We start from the raw sequence: 18,567 nt of genomic DNA on the forward strand, positions 1-18,567 counted from the left end.
TGTCTGATAAATTGTTAAAGAGCAGTTGCAACGCGGCTTTCAGCTCATCGTTGCGAGGTCCCGTATATTACGTTTTCCTCATTCAGAGTCAAGCAATTATTTTCACTTTTCTCTGTTGGCGTTCATCTCTGAACCCCGCTGTCCCGGCGGCTTGTAAGCCGTTGTTCCGTGTCAGTGGAGGCGCATTATAGGGAGTTCTCAGACGTTGACAACCCCTCTTTGAAAAAAAACGTTCAACCGTCTCTTTTTTGCTCAAAACCGTGCTACAGCGCCAGTTTTTCGAGCGTTTCGAAGCCATAACGACGTAAAACGGGCAAAAGTTGTTCGGTTTCTTTTGTTATCGCCATACAGAAAGCGATGTTCGCATCCGCTGATTTCGCATCCGGCGCCTCGTGCTCCAGTAGCCAGGCCGTCCGACGCGCAATCGCAGCACCGGAATCCACCAGCCGGGTCCCTTCAGGCAAAACCTTTAACAGCTCTTCCTGTAATAGCGGGAAATGGGTGCAGCCGAGAACAACCGTATCCGGTGGTTCCTGCATCCGCAGCCATGGACGCAGAATGCGACGCAGCTCTTCAAGCGATACCGTCTCGCCGTGCAGTTTCGCTTCCGCCATTTCCACCAGCTCCGCGGAGCCGAGCATGGCGATCTGGCATTCATTGGCAAAGCGCTCAATAAGCTCTCGCGTATAAGGACGTTTTACCGTACCGCGTGTCGCCAGCAACCCCACGATACCGTTCGCCGTCAGACGCGCCGCAGGTTTGATTGCCGGGACAACGCCCACAACCGGGAACGGGAATTTTTCGCGCAGGGCAGGAAGAGAGACCGTGCTTGCCGTATTACAGGCAATAACCGCCAGCGCCAGGGGATAGCGCTTTTGTACCGCGGTGACGATTTCAATCACACGCTCAACGATAAAGTCTTCACTCTTTTCCCCATACGGGAACGCGACGTTATCGAAGGCGTAGATGTAATGGAGATCCGGCAGGAGCTGCCGAATCTCATCATAGACCGAAAGCCCACCGACGCCGGAATCAAACACCAGCACGGTGGGACGCGGATCAGAAGGTGTAGCTGCCAGACAAGGTGTATTCCCGTCCTGCAGTTTGGTAGCCATAAACTGTCTCGTAATCTTTATCGAACAGGTTGGCTATTTTACCACGAACTGTGAGATGTGAGGTGACAGGATATGAAACCGCGACGTCCCACAGGCTGACGCCGCCCATTTTAACTTTCTCTGACGGATAGGTTCCAAAGTCGGTGTCGTAGCGCGTGCCGAGATAGTGATACGTCAGGCTCCAGTCAACATCATAGATCTGCGTATCAAGCTGATATTTCACCTGCTGTTTAGCACGACGGTCCAGAAGTTGATTGGTTGCCGCATTGCGGGCATCCACATAGTCGTAGCCCACAGTATGCGTCAACGGACCCGTATCAAACGACGCTGTCGCTTCTACACCTTTAATGCGTGCTTTGCCGACGTTGTAATATTGCTGCAGGTTATTGTTGAAGTCGATGAGATTATCAACGTCATTACGATAGCCGGATACGCGCCAGCTTACGCCTGCCGTCAGGCCTTCAAACGCCCCTTCCCACTGCTTGCTCTCTTCAGGATCAAGATGGGTATTGCCGTAGAAGCCATAGAGCTGACCCAGATTCGGCGCTTTATAGGCCGTGCCATAAGAGGCTATGAAGCGGTAACCGTCAACGAACTCCCAGGCTGCGCTACTTTGCCAGGTACCATGGCGACCAAACTGAGAGTTGTCATCGCTGCGGGCTGCCGCCTCCAGAGTGAAATCTCCAAACTGCTGCAACCCAGTCAGGTAGACGCCAGTGTTACGCAGGTCATAGGCGTTGGTTACGTAGTTGGTACCCGGCTCGGTGCTCTGTTTCTGCCAGTCAACGCCCGCGCCGATGTTGCCATGTCCCACGTCAACTGAGTTGGTCCACTGAACATTGTACTGTTTGATTTCATCCAGGGTTGCTGTGGAGTCATAGCGTCCAAGGTGCGGATCGTAATTGTAGTCTTTGCTGTGACTGTAGCTGGAGAGCAACTGTGAATGGAAAACATCCCGGTTAAACCGCAATCCGGCATCCCAGGTCTGGCTATAGAGTTGGCGGGTATCAACCAGCACATCAGGGGTAAATGAACTGTAATAGCCGTCATAGGCGGTACGGTTGCTGTAACCATAGCCGCGAACGAAACCACTCCATTGCTCAGAGAAAGCATGCTCCAGTGCGCCGTAGAGCGTTTTATTCATAAAGCCGTCGCGATCGGTCTGGGCAAGGCCGCCGTTATTACCGTCAGCAACGACGTCAAAGCCTTTTGTGTAGGTGTAATCCCCCGCCAGCGTAACGCGCGTACTTTCACCCAATGTTTGCTGGGTGCTGCCACCATAATTCTGGAAGCCGTGTGTCCCAACGCCAGCATTCAGCGTTGTGCCATCCTTCGCACGCGTAGTGATAATGTTGACTACACCACCGATCGCATCCGAGCCGTACACCGCCGAACGCGGTCCACGAAGATATTCGATGCGCTGCACCAGGGAGATCGGAAACTGGCTGAGATCGGACGACCCCGTGACGCCCGCCTGGTTAAGGCGGATCCCATCGACGAGAATCAGGACATGGCTGGAGTTCGTACCGCGTATAAAGAGAGAAGAGAGCTGCCCCATCCCGCCATTTTGTGCCGTATCTACGCCAGGCAGGCGACGCATGACATCCAGAACCGTGGTGGATTGCCAGCGGTCGATATCGGCCCGCGTCACGACAGAAGTCGCAGCCAGAACAGATTTTTCAGGTTGTTCGAAACGGTTTGCTGTCACCACCAACGAGTCGGCGCTTTCCTGCGCCCAGCCCGAAAATGCCGTGACGGAAAACGCCGTCAACAGCGATACTTTTTTAATCATTGTTAAAGCATCCACAATATAAGAAGGATGCCGCAGGCCTCATCGATAGCACGCGATGATGAAACCAAATGCGACGTGATCCCGGCAGGTCTTCGGGCTGGGTGGCGTTATACGGATGAAGACTTCCCGTTTTCACAGTGTCTACAACTCTCATCCCGCCAGTCTTTACCGCTGCGCGTCAGCTCCAGATTTGCACTGGATTCCCTTTTCACTCTCAGGAGGCCGGAAACAGAATGCTACAATTAGACACGTATAGATGTCCAGATAGCTATTAGCCATTAAATCTGGACATCCACTGCACAATCCCTACAATCCCCGCGTAATTCTTTATCACTCAGGACGCATCATGACCCCCGAACACCTCCCGACAGAACAGTACGACGCACAGCTGGCAGAAAAAGTTGTCCGCCTGCAAAGTATGATGACGCCTTTCAACGCGCCCGTTCCCGAGGTGTTTCGTTCTCCGGTCAGCCACTACCGTATGCGCGCTGAGTTTCGCATCTGGCACGATGGCGATGACCTGTACCACATCATTTTCGATCAGCAGACGAAATCCCGGATTCGCGTAGACAGTTTCCCGGCGGCGAGTGAGCTTATCAACCAGCTAATGACGCTGATGATCGACGGTGTGCGCACTAATCCGGTGCTGCGCAACAAGCTGTTCCAGATTGACTACCTGACCACCCAAAGCAATCAGGCCATTGTCTCTCTGCTCTATCACAAAGCGCTGACCGACGAGTGGCGCGAGCAGGCAGAAGCCCTGCGCGATGCGCTGCGCGCGCAGAACATCAACGTGCACCTGATTGGCCGCGCGACCAAAACCAAAATCATGCTGGACCAGGATTACATCGACGAGCGTTTGCCGGTGGCAGGAAAAGAGATGGTTTACCGTCAGGTGGAGAACAGCTTCACCCAGCCGAATGCGGCAATGAACGTGCAGATGCTGGAGTGGGCGCTGAATGCGACGGAAGGGTCGACGGGCGATCTGCTGGAGCTCTACTGCGGTAACGGCAACTTCTCGCTGGCGCTGGCGCGTAACTTCGAACGCGTGCTTGCGACGGAAATCGCCAAACCGTCGGTGGCCGCCGCGCAGTACAACATCGCCGCTAACCATATTGATAATGTGCAGATCATTCGTATGGCGGCAGAAGAGTTTACCCAGGCGATGAACGGCGTACGTGAGTTTAACCGCCTGCAAGGGATTGATTTGAAGAGCTACCAGTGTGAGACAATTTTTGTCGATCCGCCGCGCAGTGGCCTGGACAGCGAAACCGAGAAGATGGTGCAGGCGTACCCGCGTATTTTGTACATCTCCTGTAACCCGGAGACGCTGTGCAAGAATCTGGAAACATTAAGCCAGACGCACAAGGTTGAACGTCTGGCGCTGTTCGATCAGTTCCCATATACGCACCATATGGAGTGCGGCGTACTGCTCACGGCGAAGTAATGTGGGCCTTGTAGGGCAGGTAAGCGAAGCGCCACCTGCCAAAAAAGCCGGATGGCGCTTCGCTTATCCGGCCTACAATGACAAAACCCTTTACTCTGGTAACTGGCTCTTGCGGCTACGCATGCGCGAGCCAATCCAGAACACCAGCGCCACAGACAGCACCGCAGGCAGGAAGTTAGAACCGATATCCGGATACTCTGCACGCACCACGGTGCTGTACAACAGTACACCCAGAATAAAACAGGCTGCGGCCAGCCCCGGTAACCCAACCGGCATGGTGCGGTTCAGATAACGTTGATGCAGGCAATACACCGTCAGCACCAGCGCGATAATCGGGAAAATCGAGAACGGTACAATTGAGCTGAAAACCGCCGCAAACGTACCATTGATGGATAAGCCAGCGATCAATGCCAGCAACAGCGTTCCTTTATCCTGACCTGACTGTTTCATTACTCACCTTCACTCATCGTTTTGATGTGCCAACTTCTCTTGTTCACGGCGATACCAGTAGTACGCACCTTTAGAAATCATCCGCAGCTGCAATACCAGTCGCTCTTCGAGTTGCTTACGTTGTTCAATGCTGACATCCAGCGCTTCGGCACCCGCACTGAAAACAATGGTCACCATCGCCTCGGCCTGTGCTTCAGTAAACGCACGCGGCATATGGTTTTCGAGTTCAAGATAGTCGGCAAGTTCCGCGATGAAATGCTGAATTTCACGCGCGACGGCGGCACGAAACGCCGCCGACGTGCCAGAGCGCTCGCGCAGCAAAAGGCGAAACGCGTTAGGGTTATTGCCGATAAATTCCATAAATGTCGACACGGAGGTGCGGATCACGCTGCCGCCTTTGGCAATACGCTGACGCGCCTGACGCATAAGCTGGCGCAGCATCAAACCGCTCTCGTCGACCATGGTCAGGCCCAGTTCATCCACATCACGGAAATGACGATAGAAGGACGTTGGCGCAATCCCGGCCTCGCGCGCCACTTCGCGCAGGCTTAAACTGGCAAAACTCCGCTCAGCACTCAGTTGACTGAATGCGGCTTCCACCAGCGAACGCCGGGTTTTCTCTTTTTGTTGTGCTCTTACGCCCATCACGATAGTTGAATCCTTCCAAAGGCCCGTTGGCACTATACCAGAGAATAAAATTAATCTGTTTACCTGGCTTTGTGAATGATTGTTTACGCGCGGTTTGTGCTCCACTGCCCGAAAAAAGCACAACGATAATTGGGTTACCCAGGCAATGATGTTATGATTCTGTTGCTTTTATGTATAAGAACAGGTAAGCCTTGCCATGCCACATTCCTACGATTACGACGCAATAGTTATTGGTTCCGGCCCCGGCGGCGAAGGTGCTGCTATGGGTCTGGTAAAACAGGGAGCCAGAGTAGCGGTTATTGAGCGCTACCATAATGTCGGCGGCGGTTGCACCCACTGGGGCACCATCCCTTCGAAAGCCCTCCGCCACGCCGTTAGCCGCATTATCGAATTTAACCAGAACCCTCTTTACAGCGACCACTCCCGACTTCTTCGTTCTTCCTTTGCCGATATCCTGAATCACGCAGACACGGTCATTAACCAGCAGACGCGCATGCGTCAGGGTTTCTATGAGCGCAACCACTGTGAAATTCTGCAGGGTAACGCGCATTTTGTGGATGAACACACCCTGGCGCTGGAGTGCCACGACGGTTCGGTTGAGACGCTCACCGCTGAAAAATTTGTGATTGCCTGCGGATCGCGCCCATATCATCCGGCAGACGTGGACTTCTCTCATCCACGCATTTACGACAGCGACTCCATCCTCAGCCTGCACCACGAGCCACGCCATGTGATCATCTATGGCGCGGGCGTGATTGGCTGTGAATATGCGTCGATTTTCCGGGGAATGGAGGTCAAAGTTGATTTGATCAACACCCGCGACCGGCTGCTGGCGTTCCTCGATCAGGAGATGTCAGATTCCCTCTCCTACCACTTCTGGAACAGTGGCGTGGTGATTCGCCACAACGAAGAGTACGAGAAAATCGAAGGCTGCGACGACGGTGTGATCATGCACCTGAAATCTGGTAAGAAGCTGAAGGCGGACTGCCTGCTGTATGCCAACGGCCGTACCGGCAACACGGATTCATTGCAGCTGGAGAATATCGGGCTTGAAACCGACAGCCGCGGTCAGCTCAAGGTCAACAGCATGTACCAGACTGCGCTGCCGCACGTTTACGCGGTGGGCGATGTAATTGGTTACCCAAGTCTGGCCTCCGCTGCTTACGATCAGGGCCGCATCGCCGCACAGGCGCTGGTGAAAGGTGAAGCGACGGCGCATCTGATCGAGGACATCCCGACGGGCATCTACACCATCCCGGAAATCAGTTCTGTCGGCAAAACCGAGCAGCAGTTGACGGCCATGAAGGTGCCTTACGAGGTGGGTCGTGCCCAGTTTAAACACCTGGCGCGCGCACAAATTGTGGGGATGAGCGTGGGTACGCTGAAGATCCTGTTCCATCGCGAGACGAAAGAGATCCTCGGTATTCACTGCTTTGGTGAACGTGCCGCGGAAATCATTCATATCGGCCAGGCGATCATGGAGCAAAAAGGTGGTGGCAACACCATCGAGTACTTCGTTAACACCACCTTTAACTACCCGACCATGGCGGAAGCCTATCGGGTAGCTGCGCTGAACGGCTTAAACCGCCTGTTTTAACGTGTTGTCGAAATGGCCATCCATTGCACCACGGATGGCCTCTGCCAGCTGCTCATAGCGGCTGCGCAGCGGTGAACCCGGACGATAAACCAGGCCGATCGTGCGACGCGGCTCTGGCTTAATACACGGCAGATAGACCACGCCATCACGCTTACGCTCGCGCGGCACGGCCAGCGCAGGCAGCAGCGTAATGCCACTTCCCGCCGCGACCATGTTACGCAGCGTTTCCAGGCTGGTTGCGCGGAAATGGGTATCTTCATCTGCACCCGCTTCGAAGCAGAAGCCCATCGCCTGATCGCGCAGACAGTGGCCGTCTTCCAGCATCAGCAGCTTTTCTCCGGCCAGATCGGCCATCGGCACGCGATCGCGGTTCGCCCACGGGTGATCTTCATAGATCGCCAGCATCATCGGCTCATCGAACAGCGGTACTTCAATAAAGGCTTCACTCTCTTTGACCAGCGCCAGGATCGCGCAGTCGAGCTTGCCGCTGTCTAACTGCGCCAGCAGCTGATGGGTTTGCGCTTCATGCAGGTACATTTCGAGTTTCGGGAACGTCTGGTGCAGCAGCGGAATGATTTGCGGCAACAGATACGGGCCAACGGTTGGGATCAGGCCAATATGCAGCGGGCCGGACATCGCCTCCCCCTGCTGGCTTGCCATTTCCTTGAGCACTTTGACCTCGCGCAGTACGGTGCGCGCCTGATCCACCAGCAGCAGACCTGCCTGCGTGAACAGTACCTTACGACTGGTGCGCTCCAGCAGCATCACGCCCAGCTCATCTTCCAGCTTGCGGATCTGACCGCTCAGCGTTGGCTGGCTGACATGGCAGGAGTCTGCCGCGCGGCGAAAATGGCGATGCTCAGCTAACGCTACCAGGTATTCAAGATCACGAATATTCATTATTCATCCTCCGTCGCCACGATAGTTCATGGCGATAGATAGCATAGCAACGAACGATTATCCCTATCAAGCATTCTGTTGAATAATACATCACATAGACGAGGCGGCACGTGTTTGACCCAAAACGACCCCGCACCGTCAGCGAGTTTCTCTCAAAACTCGAAAAACTAAAGCCAACGTGAACTTTTGCGGACCCCGTGGTCCGCTTTTTTTTGCGTATAAAAAAGCCCAGCACTAAGCCAGGCTCCGTTTTTCTCCCTCTCCCTGTGGAAGAGGGCCGGGGTGAGGGCACCAGCCCGCACAAATCAAACCAACCGGTTTTTCGCGTCCGCAATCGCCTGCGCTACCTGCTTCGGCGAGACTCCACCTTTCGCCGCACGCTTATCCAGGCAGGATTGCAGGGCCAGAATCGGGTAGACATCCTCCCCAATAACCGCACTGAATTTCTGCAGGTCGGCAAGCGCCAGCTCTTCAAGGGCTTTACCCTGACGAATCGCTTCCACTACCGCTTCACCCACAATATGGTGCGCCTCGCGGAACGGTACGCCTTTCGCCACCAGGTAGTCCGCCAGCTCGGTAGAGTTAGCATAGCCCTGCTGCGCCGCTTCCTGACAGCGCGGACGTTTCACCTGAATGCCGTCCAGCACCAGCGCGCCCATATGCAGACAGTCCAGCCAGGTGTCGAGCGCGTCGAACAGCCCCTCTTTGTCTTCCTGCATATCTTTGTTGTATGCCAGCGGCAGCCCTTTCAGGGTCATCATCATGCCGGTCAGCGCGCCCTGCACGCGGCCACACTTACCGCGGATCAGCTCCAGCGCATCCGGGTTTTTCTTTTGCGGCATCAGGGAGGAGCCGGACGTCACACGGTCGGACAGCTCCACAAACCCGGCTTCGCCAGAGTTAAAGAAGATCAGGTCTTCGGCAAAGCGCGACAGGTGCACCATCCCGATAGAGGCATTCGACAGCAGCTCCAGCACATGGTCACGGTCAGAGACGCTGTCCAGGCTGTTGCGGGTGGCGGAAGCAAAGCCCAGCCAGCCTGCCAGCTGCTCACGGTCGATTTCATAAGCCGTACCGGCCAGCGCGCCGCTGCCCAGCGGGCTGACGTCCAGACGCGTTAAGGTATCCTGTAAACGGCTCTCATCACGCGCCAGCATCTCAACGTAGGCCAGACACCAGTGCGCAAAGGTCACCGGCTGTGCGCGTTGCAGGTGGGTATAACCCGGCATCACCGCATCCTGATTGTTCTGCGCAGTGTCCACCAGCGCGCTCTGCAGCTGACGATTCGCCGCCAGCAGTTCGCCGACGGTCTCTTTACACCACAGCTTCAGGTCGGTCGCCACCTGGTCATTACGGCTACGCCCGGTATGGAGCTTTTTACCCAGCTGGCCGACTTTGTCGATAAGTTTGCCTTCCACCCAGCTGTGAATATCTTCGGCATCGCTCTGGAGGATTTGCTGCGGATCCAGACGCACCTCTTCCAGCAGATTATTCAGCGCCTCTTCCAGCTGCTGCTGTTCCTCTGCGGTCAGCACGCCCACGGTCACCAGCGCTTTGGACCAGGCCACAGAGCCGACAATATCCTGTTCGGCCAGGCGGTAGTCGAAGCGCAAAGAGTCGTTGAACTGTTTGAACCGCTGATCCGCTGCCTGTGTAAAACGCCCACCCCAAAGTGCCATAACGAATTTCCTTAATGATGATATTTTTGCCCGGTGGCGCTGCGCTTACCGGGCCTACAAAATTCACGTAGGCCGGATAAGCGAAGCGCCATCCGGCACAGAATCTTAAGCCAGAATACGCGTACCAATCGGCGTACCGTTAAACAGCGCCGGGAGTTGCTCCGCGTGACGCCAGGAGGCGATATCCACCGGACGACCCAGCGTGCGCGCGGCATCCAGCGCCGCGTTCACCTTAACGATCATGCCGTCGGTGATAATGCCCTGATCGATCAGCTGTTCGGCTTTTGCGGCGGTCATTTCCGCAATGCGCTGGCCTTTGCCGTCCAGAATACCGCTCACGTCGGAGAGCAGGATCAGGTCTGCGCCCAGCGTGGCCGCCAGCGCCGTCGCCGCCTGGTCCGCATTGACGTTCATCAGCTCGCCCTCTTCGGTCACGCCGATTGAGCTCACCACCGGCAGGAAACCACCTTCCAGCAGGGTGTTAATCAGCTTAGGCGAACCTGGCTGCGCCAGTCCAACATGGCCAAGCGCTTCGTCGAGCTGGGTCACTTTCACGCAATCGCCATCGCCCAGACAGAGACCAACGGACGCGATGTGGTGCTTCTTCGCCCACGCCAGCAGCGTTTTGTTCGCCGTCCCCGCCAGCGCACCAGTAATAATGTCAATCTGGTCGGCAGGCGTGACGCGCAGGCCATTTTTCTTAATCACCGGCAGGTTGAGCCCTTTCATCAGCTCGTCCACCACACAGCCGCCGCCGTGGACAATCACCAGCGGACGTTGATGTGATTCACGATAGTTCACCAGCGCGGTAAACAGGCGCTCCAGCGCTTCTTCGCTGTCCAGCAGTACACCACCGAGTTTGATAATTAATGGGTTCATCATCACACCTTAAATAAGAGCCTGCGTTTCAGGGAAGCCGAAACGAATATTTGCACACTGCATTGCCTGTGCGGCAGCGCCTTTGAGTAAGTTATCTTCTGCGGCGACCACAATCAGGTGCTCGCCCTGCACGGCAAAGCCGATGTCGCAGAATGGCAGGCCGACCACGTTTTTTAGCGCTGGTACGCCTTTGTCATACAGACGCACCAGTGGTTTATCCGCATACGCCTGCGTGAAGACTTCGCTCACCTGTTCTTTGGTCACACCCGGCTTCAGGCGGCAGGTAATGGTTTCGAGGATCCCGCGCGGGAAGCTACCGAGGTGCGGGGTGAAGATCACCTCCGCGCCCAGATGGGTGGTGATTTCAGGGTGATGACGGTGATTAAACACGCCATACGGCTGAAGGCTCACTTCGCAGAAGCTGTTGGAGATCGCGGCCTTGCGCCCGGCGCCGCTCACGCCGCTGGTGGCGTTGATCACCGGCCACTGGTCAAGATCCAGCAGACCCGCGTCGATCAGTGGCTTAAGGGAGAGCTGCGCCGCCGTCGGGTAACAGCCAGGCACGGCAATCAGATTCGCTTCTTTCAGTTTATCTGCGCTCCACTCCGCCAGGCCGTACACCGCTTTTTCGAGCAGATCCGGGTGCTGATGGGTGAAGCCGTAATATTTTTCGTAGAACGCGCTGTCGTTAACGCGAAACGCGCCGGAGAGATCGAAGACCACGCAACCGGCTGCCAGAAACTGCGGCGCCAGGTCGTGACTGACCTCGTGTGCGGTGGCTAAAAACACCACGTCAACGCCGTCGGTAAACTCGCTGATGTCAGACATGGCCTGCAAAGGCAAATCAACCACGCCCTTAAGTTGTGGATGCAAATCGGAAATTAACTTTCCGGCATCATTGCTTTGCGCTGACACGGTCAAAGCGGTTATGGTCATATGTGGGTGGCGATTCACGTAGCTTACAAGCTCTGCGCCCGCATAACCGCTAGCGCCTACAATCAGCGTATTCAACATCGGGTTCCTTTATGCTCAACGTTAATGTATTTTTATTCACATTTATTGCATGAATATTGATACTATCACGACCTAAGGTGTGTCAACAATGAAAATGAACTTACCGCCATTTATCGAGATTTACCGCGCCCTGATTGCCACACCGTCCATCAGCGCAACGGAAGAAGCGCTGGATCAAAGCAATGAGTCTTTAATCAATCTGCTGGCGGGTTGGTTTAGCGATCTTGGGTTTAACGTTGAGGTTCAGCCCGTCCCCGGAACACGTCACAAATTTAACCTGCTCGCCAGCACCGGACATGGCGCTGGCGGCCTGCTGCTGGCTGGTCACACTGACACCGTGCCGTTTGACGATGGCCGCTGGACCCGCGATCCGTTCACCCTGACAGAGCACGACAACAAGCTCTACGGTCTCGGCACGGCGGACATGAAAGGCTTCTTTGCTTTTATCCTCGACGCGCTGCGTGACGTGGACGTGACAACGCTGAAAAAGCCGCTCTACATTCTGGCGACCGCCGATGAAGAGACCAGCATGGCGGGCGCACGGTATTTCTCTGAAAACACATCGATTCGCCCGGACTGCGCGATCATCGGTGAACCTACCTCTCTGCAACCGATTCGGGCGCACAAAGGCCATATTTCTACCGCAGTGCGCGTGCTGGGCCAGTCTGGTCACTCCAGCGATCCGGCGCGCGGCGTGAACGCCATTGAGCTGATGCATGACGCGATTGGCCGCATCATGACCCTGCGCGACGATCTGAAAGAGCGCTATCACTACGAGGCGTTCACCGTGCCGTATCCGACGCTGAACCTCGGCAGCCTGCACGGCGGTGATGCGTCCAACCGTATCTGCGCCTGCTGCGAACTGCATATGGATATCCGTCCTCTGCCGGGTATGACGCTGAGCGATCTGGATGGCTTACTGAACGAAGCGCTGGCCCCGGTCAGCGAGCGCTGGCCGGGACGTCTGACGGTCTCCGAACTGCATCCGCCGATTCCAGGCTACGAATGCCCGCCTGACCACCAGCTGGTTCAGGTGGTGGAAAAACTGCTCGGGGAGAAAACCGACGTGGTGAACTACTGTACCGAAGCGCCGTTTATTCAGACCCTGTGCCCGACGCTGGTTCTGGGCCCTGGCTCCATCAACCAGGCCCACCAGCCGGACGAATATCTCGAAACCCGCTTCATCAAGCCCACCCGCGAACTCATTACCCAGGTTGTGCATCACTTCTGCTGGCATTAAAACGGCCCCTCACCCTACCCTCTCCCCAAAGGGGAGAGGGTGTTCAAGTTCCCTCTCCCCTTTGGGGAGAGGGTTAGGGTGAGGGGAGTAAATCCCGCGATCTCCGTCACATTCCCATAAGCATCTCTTATCTGACGCAATACGAATTAAATTTCGTAAATTGCCCGCATTTATTCATCTGCTGAACCGTTTTCGCAGCAATTGACGACGGGGGTTTTACGTGGCTTTATAAAGGGAGATGACAAAATAATGTCCAGAAAATTTTCGCCTGGGCATAAACAAAAATGATGGGGTGACTGGGTTTTTATGAACGAACAATATTCCGCGTTGCGTAGTAATGTCAGTATGCTCGGCAAAGTGCTTGGAGATACCATCAAAGATGCGTTGGGGGAGAACATCCTCGACCGTGTTGAAACCATCCGCAAGCTGTCCAAATCTTCCCGCGCCGGTAACGAGGCCAATCGTCAGGAGCTGCTCACCACCTTGCAGAACCTCTCTAATGATGAGCTACTGCCCGTTGCCCGCGCCTTCAGCCAGTTTCTGAACCTGGCAAACACCGCTGAGCAATACCACAGCATTTCGCCAAAAGGCGAAGCGGCCAGCAACCCGGAAGTCATTGCCCGCACCCTTCGTAAACTCAAAGACCAGCCCAACCTCAACGAAGCGACCATCAAAAAAGCGGTGGAATCCCTTTCGCTGGAGCTGGTGCTGACCGCACACCCAACCGAAATCACGCGTCGTACGCTGATCCACAAAATGGTGGAAGTGAACAACTGTCTGAAGCAGTTGGATAACAAAGACATTGCCGACTACGAACGTAACCAGCTTATGCGCCGCCTGCGCCAGCTGATTGCTCAGTCCTGGCACACCGATGAAATTCGTAAGCATCGCCCAAGCCCGGTCGACGAAGCCAAATGGGGCTTTGCGGTGGTGGAAAACAGCCTGTGGGAAGGGGTGCCAAACTACCTGCGCGAGCTGAACGAACAGCTGGAAGAAAATCTGGGCTATCGCCTGCCGGTCGACTTTGTGCCGGTTCGCTTCACTTCCTGGATGGGCGGCGACCGCGACGGCAACCCGAACGTGACGGCGGAAATCACCCGTCATGTCCTGTTGTTAAGCCGCTGGAAAGCAACCGATCTGTTCCTGAAAGATATTCAGGTGCTGATCTCCGAGCTGTCGATGGTAGAAGCGACGCCGGAACTGCGCGCGCTGGCCGGTGAAGAAGGTGCCAGTGAGCCGTACCGTTTCCTGATGAAAAAACTGCGCGGTCAGCTGATGGCCACGCAGGCCTGGCTGGAAGCGCGCCTGAAAGGCCAGCGCCTGCCGAAGCCGGAAGGTCTGCTGAGCCAGAACGAACAGCTCTGGGAACCGCTGTACGCCTGTTATAAATCGCTTCAGGCCTGCGGGATGGGCATCATTGCCAATGGCGAGCTGCTCGACACCCTGCGCCGCGTGAAGTGTTTCGGCGTGCCGCTGGTGCGTATCGACGTCCGTCAGGAAAGCACCCGTCATACCGAAGCGCTGGGCGAGCTGACCCGCTATCTCGGCATTGGCGACTATGAAAGCTGGTCCGAAGCCGACAAACAGGCGTTCCTGATCCGCGAGCTGAACTCCAAGCGCCCGCTGCTGCCGCGCAATTGGGAGCCAAGCAATGACACCCGCGAAGTGCTCAACACCTGTAAAGCGATCGTGGATGCGCCGAAAGGATCGGTGGCCGCCTATGTGATCTCCATGGCGAAGACCCCGTCCGACGTGCTGGGCGTTCACCTTCTGCTGAAAGAAGCGGGCATCGACTACGCTCTGCCGGTAGCACCGCTGTTTGAGACTCTCGACGACCTGAACAACGCCAACGACGTGATGACCCAGTTGCTGAACATCGACTGGTATCGCGGCTTTATTCAGGGCAAGCAGATGGTGATGATTGGCTATTCCGACTCCGCGAAAGATGCGGGCGTGATGGCAGCCTCCTGGGCGCAGTATCAGGCGCAGGATGCGCTAATTAAAACCTGCGAAAAAGCCGGTATTGAACTGACCCTGTTCCACGGACGCGGCGGTTCAATTGGTCGTGGCGGTGCGCCTGCACACGCGGCGCTGCTCTCCCAACCACCAGGAAGCCTGAAAGGCGGACTGCGCGTGACCGAGCAGGGCGAGATGATCCGCTTCAAGTACGGCCTGCCGGAAGTGACCATCAGCAGCCTGTCGCTCTATACCAGTGCGATCCTGGAAGCCAACTTGCTGCCGCCGCCGGAGCCAAAAGAATCCTGGTGCCGGATTATGGACGAGCTGTCTGACATCTCCTGCGATCTGTATCGCGGCTACGTGCGTGAAAACAAAGACTTTGTGCCTTACTTCCGCTCAGCCACGCCTGAGCAGGAGCTGGGTAAACTGCCGCTCGGCTCGCGCCCGGCCAAGCGTCGTCCTACTGGCGGCGTTGAATCCCTGCGCGCCATTCCGTGGATCTTTGCCTGGACGCAAAACCGTCTGATGCTGCCAGCCTGGCTGGGTGCCGGTGCGGCGCTGCAAAAAGTGGTGGAAGACGGTAAGCAGAGCGAACTGGAAACCATGTGCCGCGACTGGCCATTCTTCTCTACCCGTCTGGGCATGCTGGAGATGGTCTTCTCGAAAGCCGACCTGTGGCTGGCGGAATACTACGATCAGCGTCTGGTGAAACCCGAGCTGTGGGCGCTGGGTAAAGAGCTACGCGAGCTGCTGGAAGGCGACATCAAAGTGGTGCTGGATATCGCTAACGACTCCCACCTGATGGAAGACCTGCCGTGGATCGCCGAGTCTATCCAACTGCGTAACATCTACACCGACCCGCTGAACGTTTTACAGGCTGAACTGCTGCACCGTTCGCGTCTGGCGGAAGAGGAAGGTAAAGAGCCGGATCCGCGCGTTGAACAGGCGCTGATGGTGACGATTGCGGGCGTTGCGGCGGGGATGCGTAACACCGGTTGATCGGTTTTGCCGGGTGGCGCTTACGCTTACCCGGCCTACAATAGGCTTTTCTTAGGCCCGGCAAGCGCCAGCGTCGCCGGGCAATACCCTGGTATCCACACCATGCACCACGATATCCCCCACATCCTGAATGACCTGATCAACGGCACCTTGCCGCTGCGTCAGGTGCATTTCCCCCCTTCGGCTAAACCGCTCCCCCGAACGTCACCTTGCCTCGTGCTTAGCTTTGATACGGCCTGCGAAGCGTTATTTTTTTCATCCGGTAATATTCCGCTTCAACCCGCCTTTTCGCTCAACATTAGCTTCGGCAAGCAACAACTGACTCTTCAGCTCGAGCGCGACAACACGCTTTTGCAACAGCAACAGGTTGCCAGACGCGGGCCGCGAGTGGGCGCATTCCTTTTGCAGACGCTCGCTGAATTGCAAATGCAGCCAGACGATCGGGAAACGGCCAGACTGGTGGTATTAAGTTTGCTCAGCCACTGTCGCGATCTGCTGGGCAGCGATATCCATACCGCCAGCCGCAGCCGTGCATTATTTGAAGCGATTCGTCACTACATCGAAGAACATCACGCCTCTGCACTGACCCGTGAATCGGTGGCGCAGGCGTTTTATATTTCACCGAACTACCTTTCTCATCTTTTTCAAAAAACAGGCAGCGTGGGGTTCAACGAATATCTTACGCAAACACGCCTCGAGCACGCGCGTCAGCTTCTTAAAGGCTACGAGTTTAAAATCAAAGATATCGCTGCAAGCTGCGGATTTACGGACAGTAACTACTTTTGCCGTCTCTTTCGCAAGCACACTGAACGTTCCCCTTCCGAATATCGACGCCAGTATCACAGCCAGCTGATCGCCAAAAAGTAGCATTGTGATCGCTCTCTCACTTCGCCAGGGACATTACATTTATCCAGTATTTGGCAAAATTGACCTGTATTCGCCGCGACTGGGTGCGCCGTATCCTTTATTCAACCTTTCTGACTTAAGGAAAAATAATGGAACTGTACCTGGATACCGCCAACGTGGCAGAAGTTGAACGCCTGGCGCGCATTTTTCCCATTGCGGGCGTGACCACCAACCCAAGCATCGTAGCCGCCAGCGGCGAATCTGTCTGGGAGGTGTTGCCGCGCCTGCAGCAGGCTATCGGCCCGGAGGGCAGGCTGTTTGCCCAAACCATGAGCCGCGACGCCGAAGGAATGGTGGCGGAAGCAAAACGGCTGAACAATGCCCTGCCGGACATCGTGGTAAAAATTCCCGTCACTGCACAGGGGCTCATCGCGATTAAAACGCTGAAGAAAGAGGGAATTACCACGCTGGGAACCGCCGTTTACAGCGCCGCTCAGGGGTTACTGGCCGCGCTGGCAGGAGCGAAATATGTCGCACCGTATGTAAACCGCGTCGATGCGCAGGGCGGTGACGGAATTCGCACGGTACAGGAACTGCAATCCCTGCTGGAACAGCATGCGCCAGAGAGCATGGTGCTGGCTGCCAGCTTTAAAACGCCGCGCCAGGCGCTGGATTGCCTGTTGGCAGGATGTGAGGCAATCACGCTTCCCTTAGACGTAGCGCAACAAATGCTCGGCACGCCAGCGGTAGAGTCAGCCATAGAGAAGTTCGAGCAGGACTGGAAAAACGCGTTTGGTAACCTCAACCTCTAAGGGAGAAATGTTATGGACCGTATCATTCAATCGCCGGGGAAGTACATCCAGGGCGCTGATGTTCTTACTCGTCTCGGCGACTACCTGAAGCCGCTGGCGGCTCGCTGGCTGGTGGTAGGCGATAAATTTGTGCTGGGTTTTGCCGAAGAAACCCTGCGTCAGAGTTTTAAAAAAGCCGGACTCCATGCCGAAATTGCACCGTTTGGCGGCGAATGTTCGCAAAATGAAATCGATCGCCTGAAAAAACTGGCCGACAGTACCGACTGCCTGGCGGTGCTGGGTATCGGGGGCGGAAAAACGCTGGATACCGCCAAAGCGCTGGCGCACTTTATGGACGTGCCGGTGGCTATTGCCCCGACCATTGCCTCCACCGATGCGCCGTGCAGTGCCCTTTCCGTGATTTATACCGACAGCGGCGAGTTCGATCGCTACCTGATGCTGCCGCACAACCCGAACATGGTGATTGTCGATACCAGGGTGGTGGCGGGCGCACCTGCGCGCCTGCTGGCCGCCGGGATTGGCGATGCCCTGGCAACCTGGTTTGAAGCGCGCGCCTGTTCGCGCAGCGGCGCCACGACCATGGCGGGTGGCAAGTGCACGCAGGCAGCGTTAGCGCTGGCTGAGCTGTGCTACAACACGCTGGTTGAAGAGGGCGAGAAAGCGATGCTGGCGGCGGAACAACACGTGGTGACGCCTGCTCTGGAACGCATTATTGAAGCCAACACCTATCTGAGCGGCGTGGGCTTTGAAAGTGGCGGGCTGGCGGCGGCACACGCCATTCACAATGGCATGACGGCGGTGCCGGATGCGCACCATTTCTACCACGGTGAAAAAGTGGCATTTGGTACGCTGACGCAACTGGTACTGGAGAACGCGCCGGTAGAAGAAATCGAAACCGTTGCGGCGCTGTGCCATAGCGTCGGGCTGCCAATTACGCTGGCGCAGCTGAATATCAAAGAGGATATTCCGGCTAAAATGCGGCTGATCGCGGAGGCGTCCTGTGCCGAAGGGGAAACCATTCACAACATGCCTGGCGGCGTAACGCCGGATCAGGTCTATGCGGCGCTGCTGGTGGCGGACCAGTATGGACAGCGATTCTTGCAGGAGTGGGAGTAATAGAAAAGCCGGGTGGCGCTGCGCTTACCCGGCCTACATGGCACTTTAATTTGTAGGCCGGGTAAGGCGTAGCC

Annotated in this window: 15 protein-coding genes and 1 riboswitch; of the genes, 7 read left to right on the forward strand and 8 right to left on the reverse strand. The window is 56.1% G+C overall.

Features of this window, described 5'->3' with window-relative positions:
- Positions 1–263 precede the first annotated feature (263 nt).
- Both murI and btuB read right to left on the reverse strand, forming a co-directional pair.
- The gene (gene murI, locus ACOT0L_RS16335) at positions 264–1,115 is read right to left on the reverse strand and encodes a glutamate racemase (protein ID WP_023298885.1); all 852 of its coding nucleotides are present in this window, start codon (positions 1,113–1,115) and stop codon (positions 264–266) included.
- The gene (btuB, locus tag ACOT0L_RS16340) at positions 1,060–2,907 is read right to left on the reverse strand and encodes a TonB-dependent vitamin B12 receptor BtuB (protein WP_023330102.1); all 1,848 of its coding nucleotides are present in this window, start codon (positions 2,905–2,907) and stop codon (positions 1,060–1,062) included. Before btuB ends, murI begins: the two co-directional genes overlap by 56 nt.
- A 66-nt stretch (positions 2,908–2,973) precedes the next feature.
- Positions 2,974–3,149: riboswitch (cobalamin riboswitch) on the reverse strand.
- A 104-nt stretch (positions 3,150–3,253) separates the two neighbouring features.
- On the opposite strand from btuB, the gene trmA reads away from it, so the two are divergent.
- A complete protein-coding gene (gene trmA / locus ACOT0L_RS16345) occupies positions 3,254–4,354 on the forward strand; it encodes a tRNA (uridine(54)-C5)-methyltransferase TrmA (protein ID WP_023298887.1) in 1,101 nt (366 codons plus the stop codon).
- Between the two features lie 90 nt (positions 4,355–4,444).
- On the opposite strand, the gene ACOT0L_RS16350 is transcribed toward trmA, so the two are convergent.
- Positions 4,445–4,804: a YijD family membrane protein gene (locus ACOT0L_RS16350; protein WP_017383113.1), complete on the reverse strand. Its 360-nt coding sequence runs from the start codon at positions 4,802–4,804 to the stop codon at positions 4,445–4,447.
- 9 nt (positions 4,805–4,813) lie between these two features.
- Complete coding sequence (fabR, locus tag ACOT0L_RS16355) at positions 4,814–5,452, reverse strand: HTH-type transcriptional repressor FabR (protein ID WP_003862059.1); 639 nt, start codon at positions 5,450–5,452, stop codon at positions 4,814–4,816.
- Between the two features lie 196 nt (positions 5,453–5,648).
- On the opposite strand from fabR, the gene sthA reads away from it, so the two are divergent.
- The gene (gene sthA / locus ACOT0L_RS16360; protein ID WP_003862057.1) at positions 5,649–7,049 is read left to right on the forward strand and encodes a Si-specific NAD(P)(+) transhydrogenase; all 1,401 of its coding nucleotides are present in this window, start codon (positions 5,649–5,651) and stop codon (positions 7,047–7,049) included.
- Here the strand turns inward: sthA and oxyR are convergent.
- The 4 genes from oxyR to argC all read right to left on the reverse strand — a co-directional run bounded on the left by oxyR (position 7,032) and on the right by argC (position 11,521).
- Entirely contained in the window at positions 7,032–7,949 is a 918-nt protein-coding gene (gene oxyR, locus ACOT0L_RS16365; RefSeq protein WP_126503567.1) for a DNA-binding transcriptional regulator OxyR, read from the reverse strand. The two genes, sthA and oxyR, sit on opposite strands and share 18 nt — an antisense overlap.
- Before the next feature lie 305 nt (positions 7,950–8,254).
- Positions 8,255–9,628, reverse strand: a complete 1,374-nt coding sequence (gene argH / locus ACOT0L_RS16370) for an argininosuccinate lyase (protein ID WP_023307180.1) — start codon at positions 9,626–9,628, stop codon at positions 8,255–8,257.
- 105 nt (positions 9,629–9,733) lie between these two features.
- Positions 9,734–10,510, reverse strand: a complete 777-nt coding sequence (gene argB, locus ACOT0L_RS16375; RefSeq protein WP_096216668.1) for an acetylglutamate kinase — start codon at positions 10,508–10,510, stop codon at positions 9,734–9,736.
- A 6-nt stretch (positions 10,511–10,516) separates the two neighbouring features.
- Positions 10,517–11,521 carry an N-acetyl-gamma-glutamyl-phosphate reductase gene (argC, locus tag ACOT0L_RS16380; RefSeq protein ID WP_045623064.1) on the reverse strand — a complete coding sequence of 335 codons (1,005 nt, stop codon included), beginning with the start codon at positions 11,519–11,521 and terminating at the stop codon, positions 10,517–10,519.
- 88 nt (positions 11,522–11,609) lie between these two features.
- Here argC and argE point away from each other — a divergent pair, with 88 nt between their 5' ends.
- From argE to gldA, 5 genes are all read left to right on the forward strand, one after another.
- Positions 11,610–12,761: an acetylornithine deacetylase gene (gene argE / locus ACOT0L_RS16385; RefSeq protein ID WP_015569956.1), complete on the forward strand. Its 1,152-nt coding sequence runs from the start codon at positions 11,610–11,612 to the stop codon at positions 12,759–12,761.
- A gap of 306 nt (positions 12,762–13,067) precedes the next feature.
- Positions 13,068–15,719, forward strand: a complete 2,652-nt coding sequence (ppc, locus tag ACOT0L_RS16390; protein ID WP_022649787.1) for a phosphoenolpyruvate carboxylase — start codon at positions 13,068–13,070, stop codon at positions 15,717–15,719.
- A 102-nt stretch (positions 15,720–15,821) separates the two neighbouring features.
- On the forward strand, positions 15,822–16,586 hold the full coding sequence (locus ACOT0L_RS16395; protein ID WP_023298892.1) for a helix-turn-helix transcriptional regulator: 765 nt from the start codon (positions 15,822–15,824) through the stop codon (positions 16,584–16,586).
- Positions 16,587–16,714: 128 nt separating this feature from the next.
- Positions 16,715–17,377, forward strand: a complete 663-nt coding sequence (gene fsa, locus ACOT0L_RS16400) for a fructose-6-phosphate aldolase (protein ID WP_038416924.1) — start codon at positions 16,715–16,717, stop codon at positions 17,375–17,377.
- A gap of 12 nt (positions 17,378–17,389) precedes the next feature.
- Positions 17,390–18,493: a bifunctional L-1,2-propanediol dehydrogenase/glycerol dehydrogenase gene (gene gldA / locus ACOT0L_RS16405; protein ID WP_023298894.1), complete on the forward strand. Its 1,104-nt coding sequence runs from the start codon at positions 17,390–17,392 to the stop codon at positions 18,491–18,493.
- The last annotated feature ends 74 nt before the right edge of the window (positions 18,494–18,567 follow it).

This window comes from Enterobacter cloacae complex sp. XAL002 (assembly GCF_049236805.1).
In the GTDB taxonomy this organism is placed as follows: domain Bacteria; phylum Pseudomonadota; class Gammaproteobacteria; order Enterobacterales; family Enterobacteriaceae; genus Enterobacter; species Enterobacter intestinihominis.

Coding starts and splice junctions, on each gene's coding strand:
- murI (WP_023298885.1), bottom strand. CDS start 1,115: ATGGCTACCAAACTGCAGGACGGGAATACACCTTGTCTGGCAGCTACA.
- btuB (WP_023330102.1), bottom strand. CDS start 2,907: ATGATTAAAAAAGTATCGCTGTTGACGGCGTTTTCCGTCACGGCATTT.
- trmA (WP_023298887.1), top strand. CDS start 3,254: ATGACCCCCGAACACCTCCCGACAGAACAGTACGACGCACAGCTGGCA.
- ACOT0L_RS16350 (WP_017383113.1), bottom strand. CDS start 4,804: ATGAAACAGTCAGGTCAGGATAAAGGAACGCTGTTGCTGGCATTGATC.
- sthA (WP_003862057.1), top strand. CDS start 5,649: ATGCCACATTCCTACGATTACGACGCAATAGTTATTGGTTCCGGCCCC.
- oxyR (WP_126503567.1), bottom strand. CDS start 7,949: ATGAATATTCGTGATCTTGAATACCTGGTAGCGTTAGCTGAGCATCGC.
- argH (WP_023307180.1), bottom strand. CDS start 9,628: ATGGCACTTTGGGGTGGGCGTTTTACACAGGCAGCGGATCAGCGGTTC.
- argB (WP_096216668.1), bottom strand. CDS start 10,510: ATGATGAACCCATTAATTATCAAACTCGGTGGTGTACTGCTGGACAGC.
- argC (WP_045623064.1), bottom strand. CDS start 11,521: ATGTTGAATACGCTGATTGTAGGCGCTAGCGGTTATGCGGGCGCAGAG.
- argE (WP_015569956.1), top strand. CDS start 11,610: ATGAAAATGAACTTACCGCCATTTATCGAGATTTACCGCGCCCTGATT.
- ppc (WP_022649787.1), top strand. CDS start 13,068: ATGAACGAACAATATTCCGCGTTGCGTAGTAATGTCAGTATGCTCGGC.
- ACOT0L_RS16395 (WP_023298892.1), top strand. CDS start 15,822: ATGCACCACGATATCCCCCACATCCTGAATGACCTGATCAACGGCACC.
- fsa (WP_038416924.1), top strand. CDS start 16,715: ATGGAACTGTACCTGGATACCGCCAACGTGGCAGAAGTTGAACGCCTG.
- gldA (WP_023298894.1), top strand. CDS start 17,390: ATGGACCGTATCATTCAATCGCCGGGGAAGTACATCCAGGGCGCTGAT.